This window comes from Georhizobium sp. MAB10 (assembly GCF_045012825.1).
GTDB classification, from domain to species: Bacteria; Pseudomonadota; Alphaproteobacteria; order Rhizobiales; family Rhizobiaceae; genus Georhizobium; species Georhizobium profundi.
Window position 1 is genome coordinate 2,739,985 of sequence record NZ_CP118314.1, and the last position, 21,544, is coordinate 2,761,528.

Below are 21,544 nucleotides of genomic sequence, written 5' to 3' on the forward strand. Positions count from 1 at the left end.
AGCCAAGAATTGGCCGGCGCGGTTTTCGTTCCGCTCGAAACTGGTACGCAGGAAGCCCGTCAGCCGATCAGGTCGCCGATCAATTGACGGAAAGAACCCGTGAGGCGCAGCGGCGCATCCGTGACGGCAAAGCCGATGCAGGGGCCATGGCTCTCGGCAACGGGGCGATGGTCGATATCATCGTCGGCAACGGAGATGTCGCCAGGGCCATAGCGGCCCATGCCATCGGAGAAGGCGCCCTTCAACACGAGAGAGATCTCGCAGCCGTGATGCGTGTGGGCAGGAACGGCACGGCCGGGGCGCAGCCAGAACATGCTGACATGGCAGCCATCGATCTCGCCCATGTCGTATTCCTTGAAGCCCGGCATCTTGGTACGCCACGGAACGTCGGCGATGTCGAAGCCGACGAAATCCCGCAGCGCCAAAGGCATGCTGCCCTCGCTCGGCGCTGTCCGCGACATGTCTGTCCTAAAGTCCATCGGTGTCAGACGAATACTATCCGGCTTTGACTGGAAAATGCGATCCAGGAGGTCGTCGCGCGCAGCAATCGGTGCAGGCGCAAGGCTTTCGAGCGTGTCGCCCGCCATTGCCTCTAGATCGGAGACGAAGGTGCGCGCACCCTCGCGGAGTTCGAGATGCGACTGCACCAGCACGTGTGCGGGCAGCGGAAGCGTGCCTGCAACATAACGCGCCATCAGCGAGTCGATCGTATCAATATGCTCACGAACCATTCGTCGCCCTATTCTGACTCGGCACTTCCACCCAAGCACCGCTTCCAGGATTCTTCAACACCACCACTATCGAGAATACGGTCAATTCGGCAACTCGGATCAGTGGTCAAAATAGTCGGGCATTCACGCCTCCGCATGCGTGCACCAGACGCATGTTGCATTCCGCCCACGAGCTTAAAAGGCGAACGGCATTTCTTGCCAAAGAAGGCTTGAGAACGCACAACCTCGTTCTTACTCTACGAAAAACAATCCCAAAAGGCGGATTTTCATGTCCTTTCTTCCTTCCGTTCTCGACGCCATCGGCAATACGCCGCTGATCAAGCTGAAACGAGCCTCGGAGGAGACCGGCTGCACCATTCTCGGCAAGGCGGAGTTTCTCAACCCAGGTCAATCGGTGAAGGACCGGGCTGCGCTCTTCATCATCCGCGACGCGGAGCGGCAAGGCCTCCTACGCAAAGGCGGCGTGATCGTCGAAGGCACGGCGGGCAACACGGGAATCGGGCTGGCACTCGTTGCCCGCGCGCTTGGCTACCGTGCCGTGATCGTCATTCCCGAAACGCAAAGCCAGGAAAAGAAGGACGCGATCCGCCTCCTTGGCGCCGAGCTGGTCGAAGTTCCGGCCGTGCCCTACAAGAACCCCAACAACTACGTGAAGGTCTCGGGTCGGCTCGCCGAGCAGTTGGCGAAGACCGAGCCGAACGGTGCGATCTGGGCAAACCAGTTCGACAACACCGCGAACCGGGATGCGCATATCGCAACGACAGCAACCGAAATCTGGGAGCAGACCGACGGAAAGGTCGATGGCTTCATCTGCGCCGTCGGATCGGGCGGGACGCTTGCCGGCGTCTCCATGGGGCTGAAGGACAAGAACCCGGACATCAAGATCGGCCTCGCCGATCCGGAAGGTGCTGCGCTCTACTCATATTACACCAGTGGCGAGTTCGCCTCGCCCGGCACCTCGATCACGGAGGGCATCGGCCAGGGCCGTATCACGGCCAATCTCGAGGGCTTCACGCCGGATTTCGCCTATCGTGTTCCCGATGCCGAAGCCCTGCCGCTCGTCTTCGATCTCGTGCAGGAAGAAGGCCTCTGCCTCGGCGGCTCCAGCGGCATAAACATTGCCGGTGCGATGCGCATGGCGCGCGACATGGGCCCCGGCAAGACGATCGTCACGATCCTCTGCGATTACGGCAACCGCTACCAGTCCAAGCTCTTCAATCCGGAGTTCCTGCGCTCCAAGGATCTCCCCGTGCCTGGCTGGATCGAGAACCCTGCCAAGTTCGACGTGCCATTCGAGGATGTGCAGGCGTGAGCGAGGCGACGCGTCCGCTCTTCATCGAAGACGCCTATCTCTCGACTGCCGAGGCGACCGTCCTGTCCGTCAATGCGGCCGGCGGAATCGTGCTCGACCAGACCTGTTTTTATGCCACGTCAGGCGGCCAGCCGGGTGATGTAGGACAGTTCGAGCGCGCCGACGGCTCGCTCATTCCGATCGCTGCGACCATCAAGGGCGAGGCGCCGGGCCAGATCATACACCTGCCGCAGGACGGGGCGGCCCAGCCGGAGCTCGGCGAGAAGCTGGTGCTTCATGTCGACTGGGCGCGGCGATACCGGCTGATGCGCATGCATACGGCCTGCCACCTGCTCTCCGTCGTCTGCCCCTACCCGATTACCGGTGCCTCGGTTTCAGAAGACGACAGCCGGGTCGATTTCGACATGAGCGAGACGATCGATCGTGCCGAGGTGACCTCGCGGCTGATGGAACTTGTCGAGGCCAATCACCCGATCTTCACCCAGTGGATCGACGAGGCGGAGCTCGACGCCAATCCGGGCATCGTCAAATCCAAGAACGTCCGGCCACCCCGTGGTACCGGGCGCATCCGTCTCGTATGCATCGGCGAAGGTTCGAGCGTGGACAGCCAGCCCTGCGGCGGCACTCATGTGTCCGAAACGCAGGAGGTTGGCGCGATCCACATCGCCAAGATCGAGAAAAAGGGCAAGGAAAACCGGCGTTTCCGCATTCGCTTCGGACCCGCGCCGGACTAGTATTGCCAAGCCTACCAGGGAGGATGACGCCATGACCAAAAGCCCATTCATCATCGACGGCGAAACGCTTCAGGCGCGGCTCGGTGAAGCCCACCTGCAGATCGTCGATGCGTCCTGGTACCTGCCTGCACAGAACCGCGATCAGCGTGCGGACTATGCGAGCGGCCATATCCCGGGCGCGGTGTTCTTCGATCAGGACGCCATCGTCGATCCGAATTCGTCGCTGCCGCACGCCCTGCCCTCGCCTGAGATCTTCGCCGAGAAAGTCGGCGCCCTAGGCATCTCCGAGAACGACACGATCGTTGTTTACGACGGTCCGGGGCTTTTTTCCGCTCCCCGCGTCTGGTGGATGTTCCGCACCATGGGCGCAGGTTCGGTGCTTCTGCTCGATGGCGGACTCGACCGCTGGAAAGCCGAAGGCCGCCCCGTGACGGCCGAGACGTCCGCGCCTGAGCCAGCTGTCTTCACCCCTGCCTTCGATGCGAGCCGGGTTGCCACGATCGACGATGTGCGCGCCGTGATCGACGATGGCTCCGCCCAGATCGCAGATGCGCGCCCCCATGGTCGCTTCACCGGCGAAGAGCCCGAGCCTCGCGCCGGCATGCGCTCGGGCCATATGCCGGGTGCGTTCAACGTTCCGGCAGCCTCGCTCGGCGCGAACGGAAGTCTCAAGGATCTCGAAGCACTCGCCGAGACGCTGAAGCATGCCGGCGTCGATCCTTCCAAACCCGTCGTTACCACCTGCGGCTCGGGCGTCACGGCAGCGACGATTACGCTCGCGCTCCACTCGCTCGGCTATACGGACAACAAGCTCTATGACGGTTCGTGGTCGGAATGGGGTTCGCGCGACGATACGCCGGTGAAGCAGGGTGCCGGCATCATCGACGATGCCGCGTCGTCGCTGAAGGAGTGACGGCTTGGCCAAAGGCAAAACGCCCGCACCGCTGACGACGACGGTCACCTATCTGGAAATGGTGAAACCGCCATCGGGTCATCACCCGCTGCCGGTGAACGTGCAGGCAGCGCTGATGCGTGTCCGAGACATACCGCTGCACTTCTACCGCTACCTGCAGTATCGGATCGGGCGCGACTACCACTGGGTCTACCGGCTGCGCATGGATGACGAAACGCTGTCAGGCGTCGTGCACGATCCGGCCACCACGATCGACGTGCTCTACCTGGATGGCGCACCTGCAGGGTTCTTCGAGCTGAAGCGGGAAAGCGAAGAGGTCGTCGATCTCGCTTATTTTGGGCTGATGAAGCACGCGCATGGTCGCGGGATCGGGCGCTGGTTCCTGCGCCAGGCAATCGATTCGGCCTGGGCTCTGGGACCGGAGCGCGTGACGGTGAATACCTGTACGCTCGACCACAAGGCAGCTTTGCCGCTCTACCAGAAAATGGGCTTCAACCCGATCGGTCAGACAGAAACCTTCATCCATCCGATGACCGACGCAGATCACTTGCGGCTTGCTAAGCTCGATTGACAAGGCGGCGCCCGGCCAGAGGCCGAGCGCCTACCCTCCAGGCGATCAAGCGACCTTGAGGACCGCCTGCGGTTCCGCAGCTTCGTAGCCGAGCGCTTCGGCAACGGCGCGGTTGGTGATGCGGCCGGCATGGACGTTGAGGCCGGCGCGCAGATGCTTGTCTTCGGCAATCGCCTTCAGGCCACGATCGGCAAGCTTCAGGCCGTGCTGCAGAGTCGCGTTGTTCAGCGCGTGGGCCGATGTGATCGGCACGGCACCCGGCATGTTGGCAACGCAGTAATGCACGATGCCATCGACCTCGTAGGTTGGCTCGGAATGCGTCGTCGCGTGGCTGGTCTCGAAGCATCCGCCCTGGTCGATCGCGACATCGACGATGACGGCACCGCGTTTCATGCCTGAAAGCATCTCGCGGGTGACGAGCTTCGGTGCCGCAGCGCCCGGGATCAGAACAGCGCCGATGACCAGATCGGCGGTGAAGACTTCGTCTTCCAGCGCCTCGATCGTGGAGAAGCGCGTGCGGACGCGGCCATTGAAGATATCGTCGAGCTGGCGAAGGCGCGGCAACGACCGATCGAGAATCGTCACCTCCGCGCCGAGGCCTGCGGCCATTTTTGCGGCATTAAGACCAACCACGCCGCCACCGATGATCGCGACACGCGCAGGCAGCACGCCCGGCACGCCACCGAGCAGGATACCGCGGCCGCCATTGGCTTTCTGCAGCGCGGTTGCGCCGGCCTGGATGGCGAGGCGTCCGGCAACTTCCGACATCGGAGCGAGAAGCGGCAGGCCGCCATGGTCGTCGGTCACGGTTTCATAGGCGACGGCCGTTACGCCGGATTCGACGAGACCCTTGGTCTGCTCGGGATCCGGAGCGAGGTGCAGATAGGTGTAGAGCAGCTGGCCTTCGCGCAGCTGCGCCCATTCAGATGGCTGCGGCTCCTTGACCTTCACCACCATGTCGGCGCGCTGGAAGATTTCCGCAGCGGTCGCAACGATCTTGGCGCCGGCCGCCTGGTAGGCACCGTCATCGGCACCGATGCCGGTGCCCGCGCCGGTTTCGACGATCACTTCGTGGCCATGGGCAACATATTCGCGCACGGCGCCCGGCGTCAGGCCGACGCGGTATTCGTGGTTCTTGATTTCCTTCGGGCAGCCTACGCGCATTGCGATCCTCCATGGCGGCCCGCGACGGGAGGGCGGGCGACGAGATCAGATTTCAACATTGGATGCCTGCAATGTCCTTGCGAAGATGAATTCACAGATCACTGAATTTCGAATATTCTTGCGCGTGATGCTAGGTTATTCGGGGATTTCGCCGTCTATGGAGTTCGATGCTATCGATCGTGCGATCCTGAAGCGGTTGCAGGAAGAAGGGCGAATCTCGAACGCCAATCTTGCGGAAGCAGTGGGGCTCTCGCCCTCCGCCTGCTCGCGCCGCCTCGATCTGCTCGAAAAATCCGGCGTCATCCGAGGGTATCACGCGCGACTGTCCGACAAGGCGCTCGGCTACGGCATGACGGCGATCGTTCACATCTCGCTGTCGGGCCAATTCGCGCGCACGCTCTCCGAGTTCGAGAAGGCCGTGAAGCTCTGCCCCAACGTCTTGTCCTGCTACCTGATGTCCGGCGAGTACGATTACGTGCTGCGGGTCGCCGTCAAGGATCTCCAGGATTACGAGCGGCTGCATCGGGACTGGTTGTCGGCCTTGCCCCATGTGGTGCGCATCAACTCCTCGTTTGCGCTGCGCGACGTGATCGACAGACCGAATATCGGCATCGACGCGGAACATTTCTGACCGCCGGTGTTTGAGGCAACAGGGGTTCCGGAAGCGGAGACAGAGGTTTAGTCTCGCTCTCCCCCGCATCCTTCAAACTGCCTGCAGCCGCCTCACCGAAAGCCGATCATGAAGGAAGACGTTTCCAAGCCTGCGACGTTTGCCGCGCTCGCACCGCTGAGGCATCCGACATTCCGCGCCATCTGGCTCGGCGCCATGGCATCGAATTTCGGCATGCTGATCCAGACGGTGGGCGCCGCCTGGTTGATGACGCAGCTCGCGGCTTCTGCAGACATGGTGGCGCTTGTCCAGGCATCGAACGCGCTGCCCATCGCCTTTCTCGCGCTGATCTCGGGGGCGATCGCCGACAGCTACGATCGGCGCAAGGTCATGCTGCTTGCTCAATGCTTCATGCTGGTCGTCGCGACCATGCTTGCGATTGCGGCATGGTACGACGCGCTGACGCCATGGACGCTTCTCGGCCTGACCTTCCTGATCGGTTCGGGCATGGCGCTCAACAATCCCTCCTGGCAGGCATCCGTCGGCGACATGGTCGGTCGCGACGATCTTCCGCAAGCCGTCACGCTCAACTCCATGGGCTTCAACCTGTCACGCAGCGTCGGCCCAGCCATCGGCGGCGCCATCGTCGCTGCGGCCGGTGCCGCCGCGGCCTTTGCCATCAACGCCGCGAGCTATCTCGGACTGATCTTCGTGCTCGTGCGCTGGAAACCATCGCTTCCGGCGAGCACGCTGCCGCGCGAGAGCCTCGGCAGCGCGATCATGACGGGCCTTCGCTATCTCGTCATGTCGCCGAAGATCGAGATCGTCATGCTGCGCAGCGCCATGTTCGGCATTTCGGCAAGCGCCGTGATGGCGCTGATGCCGCTGATTGCGCGCGACATTCTCGCCGGTGGCCCGCAGCTTTTCGGCCTGCTGCTAGGCTCCTTCGGGCTCGGAGCTGTGGCAGTGGCGCTATCCAATTCCGCGCTGCGGGCACGATTCGCAGGTGAAACGCTGATCCGCACCGGCTTCCTCGGCTTCGCCGTCTGCGCGTTCATCGCCTCGTTCAGCCGCTCCGCACCGCTGACCATGGCGGCGATGACGCTTGGCGGAGCCTGCTGGGTGCTGACGCTTTCGCTCTTCAACACCACCGTGCAGCTGTCGACGCCGCGCTGGGTCGTCGGGCGGCTGTTGTCACTTTATCAGATGGCGACCTTTACCGGCATGGCGCTCGGGTCCTGGATCTGGGGCATGGTCACGGAGAGCTATGGCGCGTCGAACGCGCTTCTTGCGGCTTCTGTCTTGATGGTGGTGGGCGCCGCGATCGGCCTCGTCCTGCCGCTGCCGTCACCGCCGCGCCTGAAACTCGACCCGCTGAACCGCTGGAAGGAGCCGCATCTCGCCCTCGACATCAAGCCGCAGAGCGGCCCGATCGTCATTATGGTCGAGTATCGGATCGGCAATGACGACATGCCGGAGTTCCTCAAAGCCATGGCGGAACGCCGGCGCCTCAGGTTCCGGAATGGCGCGCGCCACTGGACGCTGATGCGCGATCTGGAAGATCCTGAGCTCTGGCAGGAGACCTACCACCTGCCGACATGGACGGAATATCAGCGCTATCATCAGCGCACCACGGAGGCCGATGCCGTCATCGCGGAAGCCATTCGCGCCATGCACAAGGGACCGGGCAAGCCGGTCATCCACCGGATGATCGAGCGCTCAACGGACTGGAGCGCCAATCAGCACGTCACGCCCAAGGACATGCTCGATATTCACTGAAGCGTGTCCCAGACCGACGGGCGATCAGACCGGGCCGGTATCGCTCGGATCGGAAAACAGGCGCGGGTTTTGTTCGATGATCTGGCGACCCTTGCGCTGCGAGACTTCGACGGCTTCTTCTTCCGTCATGCAGAGATCGGCGCGGATGAACTGACGCTCGACACGCTGGCCGTCCACGGTCTTCGCGATGACGCCGGCGACGCGCCACTGGCCGCCTTCGCTCATCGGCTGGGCGATGATTTCGCAGCCCTGATGCTCGATGGGAGCGGCTGCCACGGGCTTGGGCGCGGCCTTCTCGCCGCCAAGGCCGAACAGCTTGGAAAGGAATGACATTGCCGGTCTCCCATGGTCAGGTTTTCAAGCTTTCTAGCACGCGCCTGCCGCTTGGCCAGCCATTTCAGGCCAGCTTTAATGTCGATCCGCCCAGCCGTCATCAATGCGTCACAGGCAGATGCTCGATTGCGCGGCGCTGGGGATCAGGCCACATCGACATCGAGAGGAACCGTACCCGTGATCATGCATAAAAGGCCGCTTGCCCTGACCCGACGCCATCTGCTCGCCGGCTCCGCCGCTCTCTCTACCCTCATCCTGCTGCACCCGTTCTCGGCACGGGCGCAGGCGAACCAGGCGCATCTCCGGATCATGGGCACGAGCGACCTGCATGTGCATGTCTACCCCTACGACTATTACGCCGACCGCGAGAACGACACGATGGGGCTCGCCCGTACGGCGGCGATCGTCAATTCGATCCGCGCGGAGGCGACGAACGCGATCTTGGTCGACAATGGCGATTTCCTGCAGGGCAACCCGATGGGTGACTATATCGCCTATGAGCGCGGCCTGAACGAGGGTGACGTGCATCCCGTCATCAAGGCGATGAACGCGCTCGGCTTCGATGCGTCCACGCTCGGGAACCACGAATTTAACTACGGCCTCGACTTTCTCTTCAAGGCGCTCGATGGCGCTGAATTTCCCTTCGTCTGCGCCAATGTCACGCGCGGGGCACTCGCCGGAAATCCGGTTCAGGACGAGCTTTATATCGAGCCCTACGTCATTCTGGACCGAGAGCTGACCGACGGCGCGGGGGAAACCCACCCGATTCGCATCGGCATTATCGGTTTCGTGCCACCGCAGATCATGACCTGGGACGCCGCTCACCTCACCGGCAACGCCGCGGCGCGCGACATGGTGGAGGCCGCCCGCGCCTTCGTGCCGCAAATGCGCGAGGAAGGCTGCGACATCGTCATCGCGCTCGCCCATTCGGGCATCGGCGAAGAAGCCCATAGCGACGGCATGGAGAATGCGGCCATTCCGCTTGCCGCCATCGATGGCATCGATGCGATCGTCACCGGCCATCTGCATCGCGTCTTTCCAGGCGAGGAATTCGAAGGTGTGGCCGGCGTCGACAATGCCGAAGGCACGATTGCCGGCAAGCCCGGTGTGATGCCTGGCTTCTGGGGCTCGCATCTCGGGTTGATCGACCTTTTGCTCGAGCGCGACGGCAACAGCTGGCGGGTCGTCACGCACACATCCGAGGCGCGGCCGATCTTCGAGCGGGTGGACGCAACCGTCACGCCGCTGGTCGAGAGCGACGCCGAGGTGCTCGCCTCCGTCGAAGCCGAGCACGAGGCGACCATTGTCTATGTCCGCACGCCCGTGGGGCGCACGGCGGCCCGTCTGCATTCCTATTTTGCGCTCGTCGCCGACGATCCGTCGGTGCAGATCGTCAGCCAGGCGCAAACCTGGTACATCGCCGACATCCTTTCACGCGATCCAGATTACGCCGATCTGCCGGTGCTCTCCGCAGCCGCACCGTTCAAGGCTGGCGGGCGCGGCGGGCCGGACTACTACACCGACGTGCCGGTCGGCGAGATCGCGATAAGGAACGTCGCAGACCTCTATCTCTATCCGAATACGATCCATGCGGTCGCCATCACCGGTGCCGATCTGAAGGAGTGGCTGGAGCGCTCGGCCGGGATCTTCAACCAGATCGAGCCCGGTGCGACCGATGCCGCGCTGATCAATCCGGATTTCCCCTCCTACAATTTCGACGTGATCGACGGCGTCACCTACGAGATCGACCTGTCTCAGCCATCGCGCTACGATTCCGACGGCGTGCTCGTCGATGAAAGCGCCAGCCGAATCAAGAACTTGGCCTTCGAGGGTGCGCCTGTCGATCCGGGCCAACGCTTTGCGGTCGCCACCAACAACTACCGCGCCGGCGGCGGGGGCAGCTTTCCGGGCATCACCTCCGACAAGATCATCTTCGTCGGACCGGACACCAACCGCGACATCATCGTCCGCTACATCATCGAACAGGGCGAGATCGATCCTGCTGCCGACGGCAACTGGCGCTTCAGCCCACTGCCCGACACGACCGTCGTCTTCGACACGGGCCCAGCAGCCGCTGACGTGATCGCCGATGTGGAAGGCGTGGCAATCGAGGAAGCCGGGGCCGGCGAGAACGGCTTCGCCCGCTACCGGATCACATTGTAGCCTAGAGACTTGCTCTCCCCTCTGCAGGGGAGAGCAAACCTGATCAAGCCGCCTTCACGATCTCCGCGAGCTTGTTCATGATCACGGCAGCGCCGCCGAGGCGCTTTTCCGGGGTCGGCAGTTCGCGGATGAAGACGACGCTGTGGTCTGGGCGAATCTTCGCCTGGTTGCCGAGCCGCGCGATGTGCTGGACGAGGCCAGCGGGGTTCGGGAACTGCTTGTCCCGGAACTGCACGACGACGCCCTTCGGTCCCGCATCCAGCTTTTCGACATTCGCCGTGCGGCAGAGCGCCTTGATGTACACGATCTTCAGGAGGTGCTGCACTTCCGTCGGCATCGGCCCGAAGCGGTCGATGAGTTCGGCACCAAAATCGTCGATCTCGGAAAGATCGGTGATTTCGCCCAGGCGCCGGTAGAGGCCGAGACGCAGATGCAGGTCCGGCACATAGTCTTCCGGGATCATGACCGGGGTGCCGACGGTGATCTGCGGCGACCAGCCGGTGTCGCGCACCTCGTCCTCACCCTTCAGTTCGGCCACGGCCTCCTCCAGCATCTGCTGGTAGAGCTCGAAGCCGACTTCCTTGATGTGGCCCGACTGTTCTTCGCCGAGCAGATTGCCTGCGCCGCGCAGATCAAGGTCGTGGCTGGCCAGCTGGAAGCCGGCACCGAGTTCGTCGAGCGACTGCAACACCTTGAGCCGGCGCTCCGCCATGGGCGCGATCATCCGGTTCGCCGGAAGCGTGAAGAGCGCAAAGGCACGGACCTTTGAGCGGCCGACGCGACCGCGCAGCTGGTAGAGCTGGGCAAGGCCGAACATGTCGGCGCGGTGAACGATCAGGGTATTGGCCCGCGGCACGTCGAGGCCCGATTCGACGATCGTCGTCGACAAGAGCACGTCGTACTGGCCGTCATAGAAGGCGTTCATGATGTCGTCGAGCTGGCCCGGCGGCATCTGGCCGTGCGCGGTCGCGACCTTCAGCTCCGGCACTTCCGACTGCAGGAAGGCCGACACATCCTCCAGATCGGCGATGCGCGGGCAGACATAGAAGCTCTGGCCGCCACGATAGTGCTCGCGCAGCAGCGTCTCACGGATCGTCAGAGCATCGAAGGGCGAGATGAAGGTGCGTACCGCCAGGCGGTCAACCGGGGGCGTGGTGATCAGCGACAATTCGCGCACACCGGTCATGGCCAGTTGCAGCGTGCGCGGAATGGGCGTTGCCGACAAGGTCAGCACGTGGATGTCCGACTTCAGCTCCTTCAGCCGTTCCTTGTGCTTGACGCCGAAATGCTGCTCCTCGTCGATGATGAGCAGGCCGAGATTTGCGAATTTGATCGACGAGCCAAGCAGTGCGTGCGTGCCGATGACGATGTCGCACTTGCCGCTGGCGATCTCGCCCTTGGTGAGCGCGAGTTCCTTCGCTCCGACGAGGCGGGACGCTTGGGCGACCCGGATCGGCAGGCCACGGAAGCGCTCGGCAAAGGTCTTGTAGTGCTGGCGTGCAAGCAGCGTTGTCGGCACGACCAGCGCTACCTGGACCCCGTTCATTGCCGCAACGAAAGCGGCGCGAAGGGCAACTTCCGTCTTGCCGAAGCCGACATCGCCGCAGACGAGACGATCCATCGGCTGGCCTTCGCCAAGGTCGCCACGCACGGCCTCGATGGCGTTCATCTGGTCTTCCGTCTCGTCGTACGGGAAACGGGCCGCGAACTCGTCGTAGAGGCCTTCCGGCGTCGTCAGGACCGGGGCCGAGCGCATGCGCCGTTCGGCTGCAATGCGGATCAGGCCGCCTGCCATATCGAGCAGGCGCTTCTTCAGCTTGGCCTTGCGCGCCTGCCAGGCGACGCCGCCAAGCTTGTCGAGCGTGACCTCGGTGCCCTCGGACCCGTAGCGCGACAGAAGCTCGATGTTCTCGACCGGCAGATAGAGCTTGGCGTCGCCGGCATAGTGCAGCTCGAGGCAGTCGTGGGGCGCGCCCATCGCCTCGATGATCTTCAGCCCGACGAAGCGGCCGATGCCGTGCTCGGCATGGACGACGATCGAGCCTTCTTCAAGCCCCGCCACTTCCGAGATGTAGTCCGAGCCGCGCTTCTTGCGACGCGCGCGGCGAACGAGCCGGTCGCCCAGAATGTCCTGCTCGCCGATGACGACGAGATCGCCCGTCTCGAAACCCTGCTCCAGAGGCAGGATCGCAGCCGCAGCCTCGCCCTTGGCGAGCTTCAGAATATCGTCGAGCTTCTCGATTCGCTTGATGCGGGCAAGGCCGTGTTCGCTCAGCACCTGCAATAGACGATCGAGCGACCCTTCGGACCAGCCGGTCACGAGCACGCGCTTGCCGTCTGCGCGCTTGTCCGCGATGTGGCGCGAAGCGGTGGCGAAGAGGTTCTCACGCTCGTCGTCGGCGCTGCCGGCCTGGCGAGCTTCCTCCACCTTGCGCGCCCAGCGCGGACCGGGCTTGGCCTGAAGGGTTACCACGCGCCGATCGGATGTTTCAGGTTCGTCGAAAGGCGTCACGCGAATGCCGTGAAGCGCATCGATGCGCGCCATGACTTCCGATGCGTCGAGATAAAGGCTTTCAGGGGCCACGGGCTTATAGGGCGTGCCCTGCCCCTTGCCCGACTGCTCGCCGGCGTGGCGCCGTGCCTCGTAATGGTCCTTGATCTGGGCCGAGCGTTCCGACGCGGCTTCAGCCACGAGGTGATCGGTGACGAACGAAAACCCCTTCAGATAATCGAAAGCCGTATCGAGCTTGTCGTAGAAGAGCGGAAGCCAATGCTCCATGCCGGCATAGCGACGGCCTTCGCTGATCGCCTGGTAGAGCGCGTCGTCGCGCGTCGCGGCACCGAAGAGGGCCAGGTAGTTCGTGCGAAAGCGGCTGATCGTTTCCGGCGTCAGCGTCACCTCGCTCATCGGGTTCAGGTCGAGCGTCTTCGCCTGCCCGGTCGTGCGTTGCGTCGCCGGGTCGAAGCTTCGCACGCTTTCGAGCGTGTTGCCGAAGAAATCGAGGCGAAGCGGCTCCTGTGCACCCGGGACATAGACGTCGAGAATGCCGCCACGCACGGCAAATTCGCCGACTTCGCGCACGGTCGAGACACGCTCGAAGCCATTCGCCGCAAGCCGGGTGATGATGGCATCCATACCGACCTGGCTGCCGGCCTTGGCCGTGAAGCCAAGCCCGTCGATGACGGAAACCGGCGGTGCCTTCAACAGCATCGCGTTGACGGACACGAGCGCGATCGCGGGATGTGGCTTGGCCTGGTAGCCGATGAGGGATGTCAGCGCGGAAATGCGGCGCGCGGCAGCTTCGGTGCTCGGCGAAACGCGGTCGTAAGGCAGGCAGTCCCAGGCCGACAATTGCAGCACCGGAATTTCCGGCGCGACAAAGGCAAGCGCCTGCGCGATATCGCCCATGCGCTGCCCGTCTGAAACCACATAGGCGACCGCCTGCCCTGCCCGCGCCATTTCGGCGATGACGAGCGGTTCTGCGCCAGCCGGCACATGGGCCAGCGTGACGGGCGTGCGGTTCTTCGTCAGCAGATCGAGCGACAGGCCTTCGATCATCGTCAGGTCCTGTTCGTGCCGAATATCTCGGGGTCGAATGCGCGGATGCGGGTGAAGAGCGGCGTGTCGTAATTTGCCGGAATCGGGGTTTCCCCCGTCACCCATTTGACCAGTTCACGGTCGTCGAGCGCTAGAATACCCTCGAATTCTGCGATCTCGGCCTCGCTCATGGTCGCGATTTCGCGATCGCAGAACGATCCGAGCATAAGGTCCATCTCGCGAATGCCGCGGTGCCAGGCGCGAAAGAGAATTCGCCTGCGGCGCGGATCGAGGTCGGCGCTCGTCACTGTCGTACCGGTCATATGAGAAAGCTTCCTGTTGATCGCGCCTCTATAGCCAAGCCTGCATCGCTTGTCAGCCTTGCTCGCGCGCCTGCGGAGGGGCATCAGTATGCGGCCATGCGTCCCAGCGAACTCGACCCCTTCTTTGTTCCCGTTGCCAGCCGACCCGGTATCGGGCCGAAGCTCGCGGACCTGATTGCGCGCCTGACCGGCCGTGAAGGGGCGGAGGAGACGCGTGTCGTCGATCTCATGTTTCTCGCGCCGCACTCGATCATCGATCGCAGCCAGCAGCCGGGCATCGCGTCCGCACCCGAAGGACTGATCGTGACGCTCAAGGTGACGATCGACCGTCACCAGCCCGGCCCGCGCGGAAAGCCAAACGTGCCGTATCGCGTTTTTGCCTCCGACGAGACGGGCGAGATCGCGCTGACCTTCTTTCGCGCGAAAACCGACTGGCTGAAACATGCGCTGCCGTTGGGCGAGACCATGCTCGTCTCGGGCAAGGTCGACTGGTTCAACGGGCGGCCTTCTATGGTTCACCCGGATCACATGGTGCGGGAGGCGGATGCGGCCTCGATGCCGTTCGTCGAGCCGGTCTATCCGTTGACGGCTGGCCTTTCGCCGAAGGTGCTGCGCCGTGCGATCGACGGGGCGCTCGAGACGCTTCCGGTGATCAACGAATGGATCGATCCCGGCATCGTCACGCGTCACGGCTTTCCGGCTTTCCACGAAGCGCTACGGGACCTGCATACGCCCCAGTCGGCCGCCGACCTCGAACCGCGCAACAATTTCCGCAGCCGGCTCGCCTATGACGAATTGCTCGCGGGACAGCTGTCGCTTGCCATGGTGCGGCAGCGCATCCGCAAGCTTTCGGGCCGTCCCGTCATCGGCACGGGCCAGCTCAGCAGAAAGGTCAGCGCCAACTTACCGTTCAAACTGACAGGCGGCCAGCTCAAGGCCATCGACGACATCCTCGCTGACATGCGGGCCGACGAGCGCATGCTGCGGCTGCTGCAGGGCGATGTGGGCTCCGGCAAGACGGTTGTCGCGCTGATGGCAATGCTGGCGGCGGTGGAAGCCGGTGGCCAGGCGGTGCTCATGGCACCGACGGAAATCCTTTCCCGGCAGCATCTGGCAACCATCGAGAAGCTGACGGCCGGGCTCGGGATCGGCGTCGACATCCTCACGGGCCGCGCCGGCAGCCGCGAGCGGGCCGCCGTGCTCGGGCGGATCGAAAGCGGTGACGCGCAGATCGTCGTCGGTACCCATGCGCTTTTCCAGGACACGGTGACGTTCAAAGATCTGATGCTGGCAGTCGTCGACGAGCAGCATCGCTTCGGTGTACACCAGCGCCTGCGGCTGACGGCCAAGGGCGCGGCACCCCACATGCTCGTGATGACGGCGACACCGATTCCGCGCACGCTCGTGCTCGCCGCCTTTGGCGACATGGACGTGTCGCGCCTCACCGAAAAACCCGCCGGCCGCAAGCCGATTCAGACCGTGACCGTGCCGGACGAGCGGATCGGCGAGATGGTAGACCGGCTGAGCGCGGCGGTGGCGGAAGGCAAGAAAGCCTACTGGATCTGCCCACTCGTGGAAGAGTCGGAGGTGTCCGACCTCATGTCGGCGGATGAGCGGCACAAGCTGTTGGCGTCCGTCCTCGGGCCAAAGGTCGGGCTCGTGCACGGCCGCATGAGCGGGCCGGAAAAGGACGCCGCGATGATGGCGTTCAAGAACGGCGAGACGCGGCTCCTCGTGGCGACCACCGTCATCGAGGTCGGCGTCGACGTGCCGGACGCGACCATCATCGTCATCGAACATGCCGAACGCTTCGGGCTTGCCCAGTTGCACCAGTTGCGTGGGCGCGTCGGCCGGGGCGATGAGGCCTCGTCATGCATCCTTCTCTATAAGTCGCCACTCTCCGATACCGGCCGCGCGCGCCTCGGCGTGATGCGCGACACGGAGGATGGGTTCGTCATCGCGGAGGAAGATCTGAAGCTGCGCGGTGAAGGCGAGCTTCTCGGCACGCGGCAATCGGGCACGCCGGGTTTCCGTTTCGCGAGCCTGGAGACTCATGGGGATTTGCTCGAAACGGCCCGCAACGATGCGCGATACATTCTGGAAACCGATCCCGAGCTTGCTAGCTCACGCGGACAGGCACTGCGAGCCCTGCTCTACCTCTTCCGCCGTGACGAGGCGATCCGGCTTCTGCGCGCCGGATGATCAAGCTGCCGGCCGTGGCTCGTCCTTGCGGTGTGCCTCGGCGAGTGCCTTCAGCTTCGGCTGATAATCCGGCGCGACAAGGCCTGCCGAGATGATCATCTTGGCCGCCTCCTCCACCGACATATCCAGAATGATGACGTCCTTTCGATCGACAAAAAGCAGGTAGCCGGAGGTTGGGTTCGGCGTCGTCGGCAAGAACACCGACACGGTGTCGTCGCCGCGCTCCTCGAGCCTGTGACCGATCTCGCCCTTTGTGTCGGTCGCCAGGAACACGATCGACCAGAGGCCGGTACGCGGATACTCGATCAGGCCCGCCTGCTTGAAGGAATTCGACTGTTCGGCCAGCACGGTCTGGAAGATCTGCTTCAGGCCCTTGTAGATGCTGCGCACGATCGGCATGCGATCGAGCAGGCTTTCGCCGACATCGATCAGCGTGCGCCCGATGATGTTGGCGGTGAGGAAGCCGACGATCGTGATAAAGATCAGCGCCGCGACGAGCCCGAAGCCCGGAACCGAAAACGGCAGGTACGTGTCGGGGTTATAGACCCGCGGCACATAGGGCTTCACCCAGCCATCGACCCACATGATGAACGACCATGTGAGATAGGCGGTGATGGCAAGCGGCGCACAGATGATCAGGCCCGTCAGGAAGTAGTTCCTGATGCGCATGGTTGGCGGCAGGCGTTTCGGTTTTTCGGCCATGGTCGAAGCTGTCCGTCTAGCGACGCGAACTATGGCCTATGCGTGCGCCATGCGGCAAGCATGTGACAGAGCGCACGCAATGCACACGATTTCACCGTCAGCCGATCGTGCCGAGAACCGGGAATGTCTCCAGCAGCCAAAACGCAAAGCGCGCCATGCCGCCGGTCAGGAACATGATGCCGGTGAAGACCAGCAGCGCGCCCATGATCTTCTCCACGGCGCCGAGGTGACGCCGAAAGCGCGTGAGGAACCGCATGAAATGGCCGGAGAATGCGGCGGCGATCCAAAACGGAATGGCGAGCCCCAGAGAATAGGCCGAAAGCAAAAGCGCGCCATCGCCCACGGTCTGGCGCGAGGCCGCAACACCAAGGATCGCCCCGAGAACCGGCCCGATGCAGGGCGTCCAGCCGAACGCGAAGGCGAGACCCATCACATAGGCGCCGGTCAGCGTCGCCGGTTTGCCTGCACCCTGGAACCGCATTTCCCGGTTGAGAATGCCTATCCGGAAAGCGCCGAGGAAATGCAGGCCCATGGCGATGATGACGATGCCGCCGACCTGCGACAGCAGCATGATGTTGGAGCGAAGGAGCGCCCCGATCTGCGACGCACCGGCGCCGAGCGCCACAAAGACGGTCGCGAAACCAAGCGTGAAGATGACCGCAGCCGGCAACACCGCCCGCCGCGTGCGCATCGCCACCACGGCTCCGCCGACGCCTGCCGGCTCCGCGCGGAAATCTTCGACACTCACGCCGGCCATGTAACAGAGATATGGCGGCACGAGCGGAAGCACGCAGGGCGACAGAAACGAGATCGCGCCCGCCAGGATGGCCGTGAAGATGGAGATATCGGCTATGGTCACGCTATTTTCGGGTCCGCCGGCTCTTCGAATGCCCTGCCTTACCGGATTGCGGCCGTGAAAGGCCAGTCACCTTTTCGCGCACAGCGACGATGTGTCCGATCATGGCATTGTTCAGACGCGGTTTGCCTACGCCAGCGCAACCTTCTCTTCTTGCGCAAATATCGATTGTACAACGCGCACAAGAGGCGCAGCATATCCTCGATCTCCGCAGACAATTGAGATCGAGCATGAGCTCGGCTGGTATCGCAACGCCTTTGAATGGCGTGTGACAGACCTGCACGTCGGCGGACCTTCATGAGCCGCACGATGCCAGCCTAGTCTCTGAAAGAGTCGCTCGTCGTTCTTGCCGACCGAGGCGCGAGTGTAAGAACAGCCTTTGGGATGTCGTCGATCTGACGGATATGAGCAGAACGCCCAATGGCGACCCCTGCAGGATTCGAACCTGCGACCATCGGCTTAGAAGGCGCTTAGGGATCAAATCCGTTTAGCGTATGTTCCAACTTTAAGGGCCGTCTTGTTCGGCGAACATATGGTGAAACTTGGAACTCATACCATCTCAGAGTTTGAGCACGCTGCTGCGATGATGTGCCAAGAAATTGCGGTGCGCGTCCACGACCTTCGACAGCTTTGCCGTGGCGGAGATCCCTGCGGCAATCAGTTGGCTGTCGGATAGTTGTGGGGAAATTAAAATTGCTCCATCATCCCTGAAGCTTATGAGGCCAGCGTCGAACGCCGCGTCGTAGGTGGCGTTGAGCATGAGGCCGTTCATTGTATTTAGTCGCTCCGCATTATCGGAGTCACGCCACGGTTTGATGTGGGACGCTCGCAGCAGCCGATCAACGTCCAATCCCGTAACAGCGCACCTGCCCGACCAGTAGCTAAGGAGGTCGCGCCTCCATCGACCGTGGCCAATTCGGGCTTTGATCATCGCTTCCCTGGTTGTCTCATCAGGAATGGTTTGAACGAGGGCGTCGGCTAACGCCTCGTCCACCCGAGCGATCTGACCAAGCCTTTCACAAAGGAGGTGTCCGGCCTTGGGAGGGATCGCGAACAAGTAGCCCTGGACGCCCTTCTTCTGGCTTGTAATTGGGGAGTGCCTCTCTGGCAGCAACGGCATCAAATCATCGACAAATGTGTCGAGTCCGACTGGAGGCGCGATAGGGCTGTAGGCGACATCGACCCTCCGGCCTTCCCCGAGCCAAGCGTTACCAAACTCTGCCGGTTGAGGTGCATCGTAGGCCGAACCCGAGGCAACACCGATCGCCCCGATCGCTTGTTGGGCATAAGAGAAGATTATGTCGCCGGCGCGAACCAGTGTCATGTTGGACCAGTGGGTGAATACTGCTCCATTCGCTCCACTTTTTGGAGCCCAAAGGTAACCTCCTTCGCGCTCCTGTTTGTGTGTCTGGTTTTGCGATACCCACCAATAGGCCATTTGCCCCTCCCCGTTAGAGTGTGGGTATCGCAACTCGATTCGTCGATTTCAACTACAGGTATTGGCAGACTTGTCGTCCGACGGCTTCAACCGCTGGGCAAGTTCGCCGGTCGCGGATCCCGCCCGTCCCAGATGACAACTTCGCCGACCCGGCGCCCCTCACCACCGGCGATGGTGTATGTCAGCTCCACGTTCGTCATTGCGAAGCGAGCGAAGATGCTTCGGACGTCAGGGCAATCATTCAGCGTGAGAATGAAGCGCCCCTTCAGGACATCAAGCCGGTCCGCGAGCCGCTCGAAGTCGGATCGAGTGAATACGTCGTCGCCGTAGTCCCGCTCGCACCCAAAGTAAGGCGGATCGAGAAAGAACAGGGTGTCTGGTCGATCGTAGCGATCGAGAAAAACGCCCCAGTCCAGGTTCTCGATCACCACGCCGGAGAGACGCTCATGGACGTCTTCCAACAGCGGTCCCAGGCGGGTCATGTTAAACCGGGATCCACCCGTCGTGGCCACGCCGAATGACCGGCCGACCACTTTTCCGCCGAAGGCCAGCCGCTGGAGATAGAGAAAGCGTCCTGCTCGCTCCAGGTCCGTGAGCGTCTCCGTCCGGCATTTGAGCAAACGGTCGAATTCCCGGCGCGACGCGATTTGAAAGCGCAACGTCTCCATGAACTGCGGATAGTGCCGCTGCAGGATCCGGAAGAACGTAGCGACGTCGCCGGACACGTCATTGATCACTTCGGCCTTGGGGATCAGGCGCCGGCGGAAGAAGACGCCGCCCATGCCGACGAAGGGCTCGGCATAAAGCGTGTGCGGTATCTGTTCGATGATGGCGGCAAGCCGCTGCGCGAGCTGCCTCTTTCCTCCGATATAGCCGGCCACGGGAGCGACTGGCCGCACCTCTTCAAAAGAGAAGAGAGATTCCATGTTTCTTAACCTCGTAGACGCCACGGTCCCGATGCGCCCCTCGGGGCGTCGGGCGCGGCAACGAAGCCATGCTGGTTGCTGGACGGGCTGATTCCACTCTGACCGTCGCGTGCAGCGTTGACGCGCTGCAGCCGCCCGTCAGCTTCCTGCCGGGACGACAATTCCTGTTCATGTTTGGCTCAATGATCAGGCCGGAGCTGATCGGAAGCGTGCGGCTGCAAGTCGGCGCGCCGTCGTCCTTTTGGTGTGCTCTGCTCGCGTTCCGGAACCGATCTATCTGGTCTTGTGGATCGAGACACGGCATCATCGCCTTATGACGCCGCCAAAGCTCAAGACCGTGAAGATGAGATACGACCCCGCCGCGCGCCAGGGACACGGCGCCGACGAGATTACCTTTGCCGATCTGGAATATGTCGGGACCAACGACAATGGCGGGATATCGCGGCGCAGCGCCGTTCTCATCGCGATCGCCCTGCTCGCCCTCAGCTTCATCGGCTTCTACTGGCTGTTCTCCTGATCAAGAACTCACCCTTCGCGTAACCGATTGACTCCAGACGCGACCGTGAACATAATAGGAACAAATCCCTACCGATGAACTTTGATCCGCTGGTTTGGCCTGCGGAAGCGGCGGAGCTGTACCTGTGCGAAATGAGAAAATCGGACCGCCTGACCAGGTCGAGGCCATCCTGTCTGCCTATGATCATGACGCCCGCGCTGCCATCGGTGATCTCGTCGCCGATCTCAACGCGCTCTATCGAAGACTGGCACTTGCCGATGCCTGCATGTCTTCCGGCTTCTCGAGGGGATGGCGCGCGATCAAATGGCAGGCGCCTGACGATGAGTAGCTCTCGTGGCGCCCCTTCCAGGACAATGGTGAAAAAGACCTATCCGCACCGCGTCAGGATCGAGGCAGAGGTACTTCGATGCAGCGCAAGTCTGGGCGAAACTGATTTTGCCACGCTCTACCGCTTCAAAACCGCGGTGTTCATTGATGGCGTCGAGTATCTCGACTTCAGGTTCGGTGATCGCGAGGAGGCGCTCCGCTTTGCCGAGAGAACGATCGGCACCTACCTGGACCCAGATCAATGACCCGATGATCGATGCGAACGCTGCACCATCTCGACGATGCCCGCAGGCACTTCCGGTACCTGCGCGTCAGCTGCAGGCGATGCGGTCATACCGCCATGTTTCAGATTGACGACCTGATAAAGGCTCTCGGCAACGGCAGATCGCCGCACAGGCTGCCGAT

20 protein-coding genes and 1 tRNA gene are annotated in these 21,544 nt (G+C 62.7%); 11 read left to right on the forward strand and 10 right to left on the reverse strand.

Annotation, left to right across the window (positions count from 1 at the left end; all coding sequences use genetic code 11):
* Positions 1 to 59: 59 nt before the first annotated feature.
* Positions 60 to 731: a ChrR family anti-sigma-E factor gene (locus PU133_RS12990; protein ID WP_404862039.1), complete on the reverse strand. Its 672-nt coding sequence runs from the start codon at positions 729 to 731 to the stop codon at positions 60 to 62.
* Between the two features lie 268 nt (positions 732 to 999).
* Here PU133_RS12990 and PU133_RS12995 point away from each other — a divergent pair, with 268 nt between their 5' ends.
* From PU133_RS12995 to PU133_RS13010, 4 genes are read left to right on the forward strand one after another with little or no spacing between them, the layout of a single operon-like run.
* On the forward strand, positions 1,000 to 2,043 hold the full coding sequence (locus PU133_RS12995) for a cysteine synthase A (RefSeq protein ID WP_404862040.1): 1,044 nt from the start codon (positions 1,000 to 1,002) through the stop codon (positions 2,041 to 2,043).
* Positions 2,040 to 2,777 (forward strand): alanyl-tRNA editing protein, encoded by a 738-nt coding sequence (locus PU133_RS13000; protein WP_404862041.1) that lies wholly within the window; start codon positions 2,040 to 2,042, stop codon positions 2,775 to 2,777. Before PU133_RS12995 ends, PU133_RS13000 begins: the two co-directional genes overlap by 4 nt.
* 31 nt (positions 2,778 to 2,808) lie before the next feature.
* Positions 2,809 to 3,690, forward strand: a complete 882-nt coding sequence (gene sseA, locus PU133_RS13005) for a 3-mercaptopyruvate sulfurtransferase (RefSeq protein WP_404862042.1) — start codon at positions 2,809 to 2,811, stop codon at positions 3,688 to 3,690.
* 58 nt (positions 3,691 to 3,748) lie between these two features.
* The gene (locus PU133_RS13010; protein ID WP_404864533.1) at positions 3,749 to 4,261 is read left to right on the forward strand and encodes a GNAT family N-acetyltransferase; all 513 of its coding nucleotides are present in this window, start codon (positions 3,749 to 3,751) and stop codon (positions 4,259 to 4,261) included.
* A 45-nt stretch (positions 4,262 to 4,306) separates the two neighbouring features.
* On the opposite strand, the gene ald is transcribed toward PU133_RS13010, so the two are convergent.
* Positions 4,307 to 5,425, reverse strand: coding sequence for an alanine dehydrogenase (gene ald, locus PU133_RS13015; protein ID WP_404862043.1), 1,119 nt, complete (start codon positions 5,423 to 5,425; stop codon positions 4,307 to 4,309).
* A 157-nt stretch (positions 5,426 to 5,582) separates the two neighbouring features.
* On the opposite strand from ald, the gene PU133_RS13020 reads away from it, so the two are divergent.
* Entirely contained in the window at positions 5,583 to 6,056 is a 474-nt protein-coding gene (locus tag PU133_RS13020; protein ID WP_404862044.1) for an Lrp/AsnC family transcriptional regulator, read from the forward strand.
* Positions 6,057 to 6,164: 108 nt separating this feature from the next.
* Positions 6,165 to 7,814 carry an MFS transporter gene (locus tag PU133_RS13025; RefSeq protein WP_404862045.1) on the forward strand — a complete coding sequence of 550 codons (1,650 nt, stop codon included), beginning with the start codon at positions 6,165 to 6,167 and terminating at the stop codon, positions 7,812 to 7,814.
* Between the two features lie 24 nt (positions 7,815 to 7,838).
* On the opposite strand, the gene PU133_RS13030 is transcribed toward PU133_RS13025, so the two are convergent.
* Complete coding sequence (locus PU133_RS13030; RefSeq protein ID WP_404862046.1) at positions 7,839 to 8,147, reverse strand: HlyU family transcriptional regulator; 309 nt, start codon at positions 8,145 to 8,147, stop codon at positions 7,839 to 7,841.
* 183 nt (positions 8,148 to 8,330) lie between these two features.
* On the opposite strand from PU133_RS13030, the gene PU133_RS13035 reads away from it, so the two are divergent.
* Positions 8,331 to 10,310 carry a bifunctional 2',3'-cyclic-nucleotide 2'-phosphodiesterase/3'-nucleotidase gene (locus PU133_RS13035; protein ID WP_404864534.1) on the forward strand — a complete coding sequence of 660 codons (1,980 nt, stop codon included), beginning with the start codon at positions 8,331 to 8,333 and terminating at the stop codon, positions 10,308 to 10,310.
* A gap of 43 nt (positions 10,311 to 10,353) precedes the next feature.
* On the opposite strand, the gene mfd is transcribed toward PU133_RS13035, so the two are convergent.
* Both mfd and PU133_RS13045 read right to left on the reverse strand, forming a co-directional pair.
* Complete coding sequence (gene mfd / locus PU133_RS13040; protein ID WP_404862047.1) at positions 10,354 to 13,869, reverse strand: transcription-repair coupling factor; 3,516 nt, start codon at positions 13,867 to 13,869, stop codon at positions 10,354 to 10,356.
* Between the two features lie 2 nt (positions 13,870 to 13,871).
* Entirely contained in the window at positions 13,872 to 14,171 is a 300-nt protein-coding gene (locus PU133_RS13045) for a succinate dehydrogenase assembly factor 2 (RefSeq protein WP_126010552.1), read from the reverse strand.
* Between the two features lie 96 nt (positions 14,172 to 14,267).
* Between PU133_RS13045 and recG the strand changes: the two genes are divergently transcribed.
* On the forward strand, positions 14,268 to 16,373 hold the full coding sequence (gene recG, locus PU133_RS13050) for an ATP-dependent DNA helicase RecG (protein ID WP_404862048.1): 2,106 nt from the start codon (positions 14,268 to 14,270) through the stop codon (positions 16,371 to 16,373).
* Here recG and PU133_RS13055 read toward each other — a convergent pair whose 3' ends face one another.
* The 5 genes from PU133_RS13055 to PU133_RS13075 all read right to left on the reverse strand — a co-directional run bounded on the left by PU133_RS13055 (position 16,374) and on the right by PU133_RS13075 (position 20,295).
* Positions 16,374 to 17,075 carry a DUF502 domain-containing protein gene (locus tag PU133_RS13055; RefSeq protein WP_404862049.1) on the reverse strand — a complete coding sequence of 234 codons (702 nt, stop codon included), beginning with the start codon at positions 17,073 to 17,075 and terminating at the stop codon, positions 16,374 to 16,376.
* A 97-nt stretch (positions 17,076 to 17,172) separates the two neighbouring features.
* Positions 17,173 to 17,934, reverse strand: coding sequence for a cytochrome c biogenesis CcdA family protein (locus PU133_RS13060; protein ID WP_126010555.1), 762 nt, complete (start codon positions 17,932 to 17,934; stop codon positions 17,173 to 17,175).
* Between the two features lie 418 nt (positions 17,935 to 18,352).
* Positions 18,353 to 18,445 (reverse strand) — tRNA-OTHER (locus tag PU133_RS13065).
* 45 nt (positions 18,446 to 18,490) lie between these two features.
* Complete coding sequence (locus PU133_RS13070) at positions 18,491 to 19,369, reverse strand: HNH endonuclease (RefSeq protein ID WP_404862050.1); 879 nt, start codon at positions 19,367 to 19,369, stop codon at positions 18,491 to 18,493.
* An 86-nt stretch (positions 19,370 to 19,455) separates the two neighbouring features.
* Complete coding sequence (locus tag PU133_RS13075) at positions 19,456 to 20,295, reverse strand: DNA adenine methylase (protein ID WP_404862051.1); 840 nt, start codon at positions 20,293 to 20,295, stop codon at positions 19,456 to 19,458.
* Between the two features lie 343 nt (positions 20,296 to 20,638).
* Between PU133_RS13075 and PU133_RS13080 the strand changes: the two genes are divergently transcribed.
* The 3 genes from PU133_RS13080 (at position 20,639) to PU133_RS13090 (ending at position 21,384) form a co-directional block, all read left to right on the forward strand.
* Complete coding sequence (locus PU133_RS13080) at positions 20,639 to 20,812, forward strand: hypothetical protein (RefSeq protein ID WP_404862052.1); 174 nt, start codon at positions 20,639 to 20,641, stop codon at positions 20,810 to 20,812.
* Between the two features lie 124 nt (positions 20,813 to 20,936).
* Positions 20,937 to 21,140: a hypothetical protein gene (locus tag PU133_RS13085; protein WP_404862053.1), complete on the forward strand. Its 204-nt coding sequence runs from the start codon at positions 20,937 to 20,939 to the stop codon at positions 21,138 to 21,140.
* 25 nt (positions 21,141 to 21,165) lie between these two features.
* On the forward strand, positions 21,166 to 21,384 hold the full coding sequence (locus PU133_RS13090; protein ID WP_404862054.1) for a hypothetical protein: 219 nt from the start codon (positions 21,166 to 21,168) through the stop codon (positions 21,382 to 21,384).
* Positions 21,385 to 21,544: the final 160 nt, after the last annotated feature.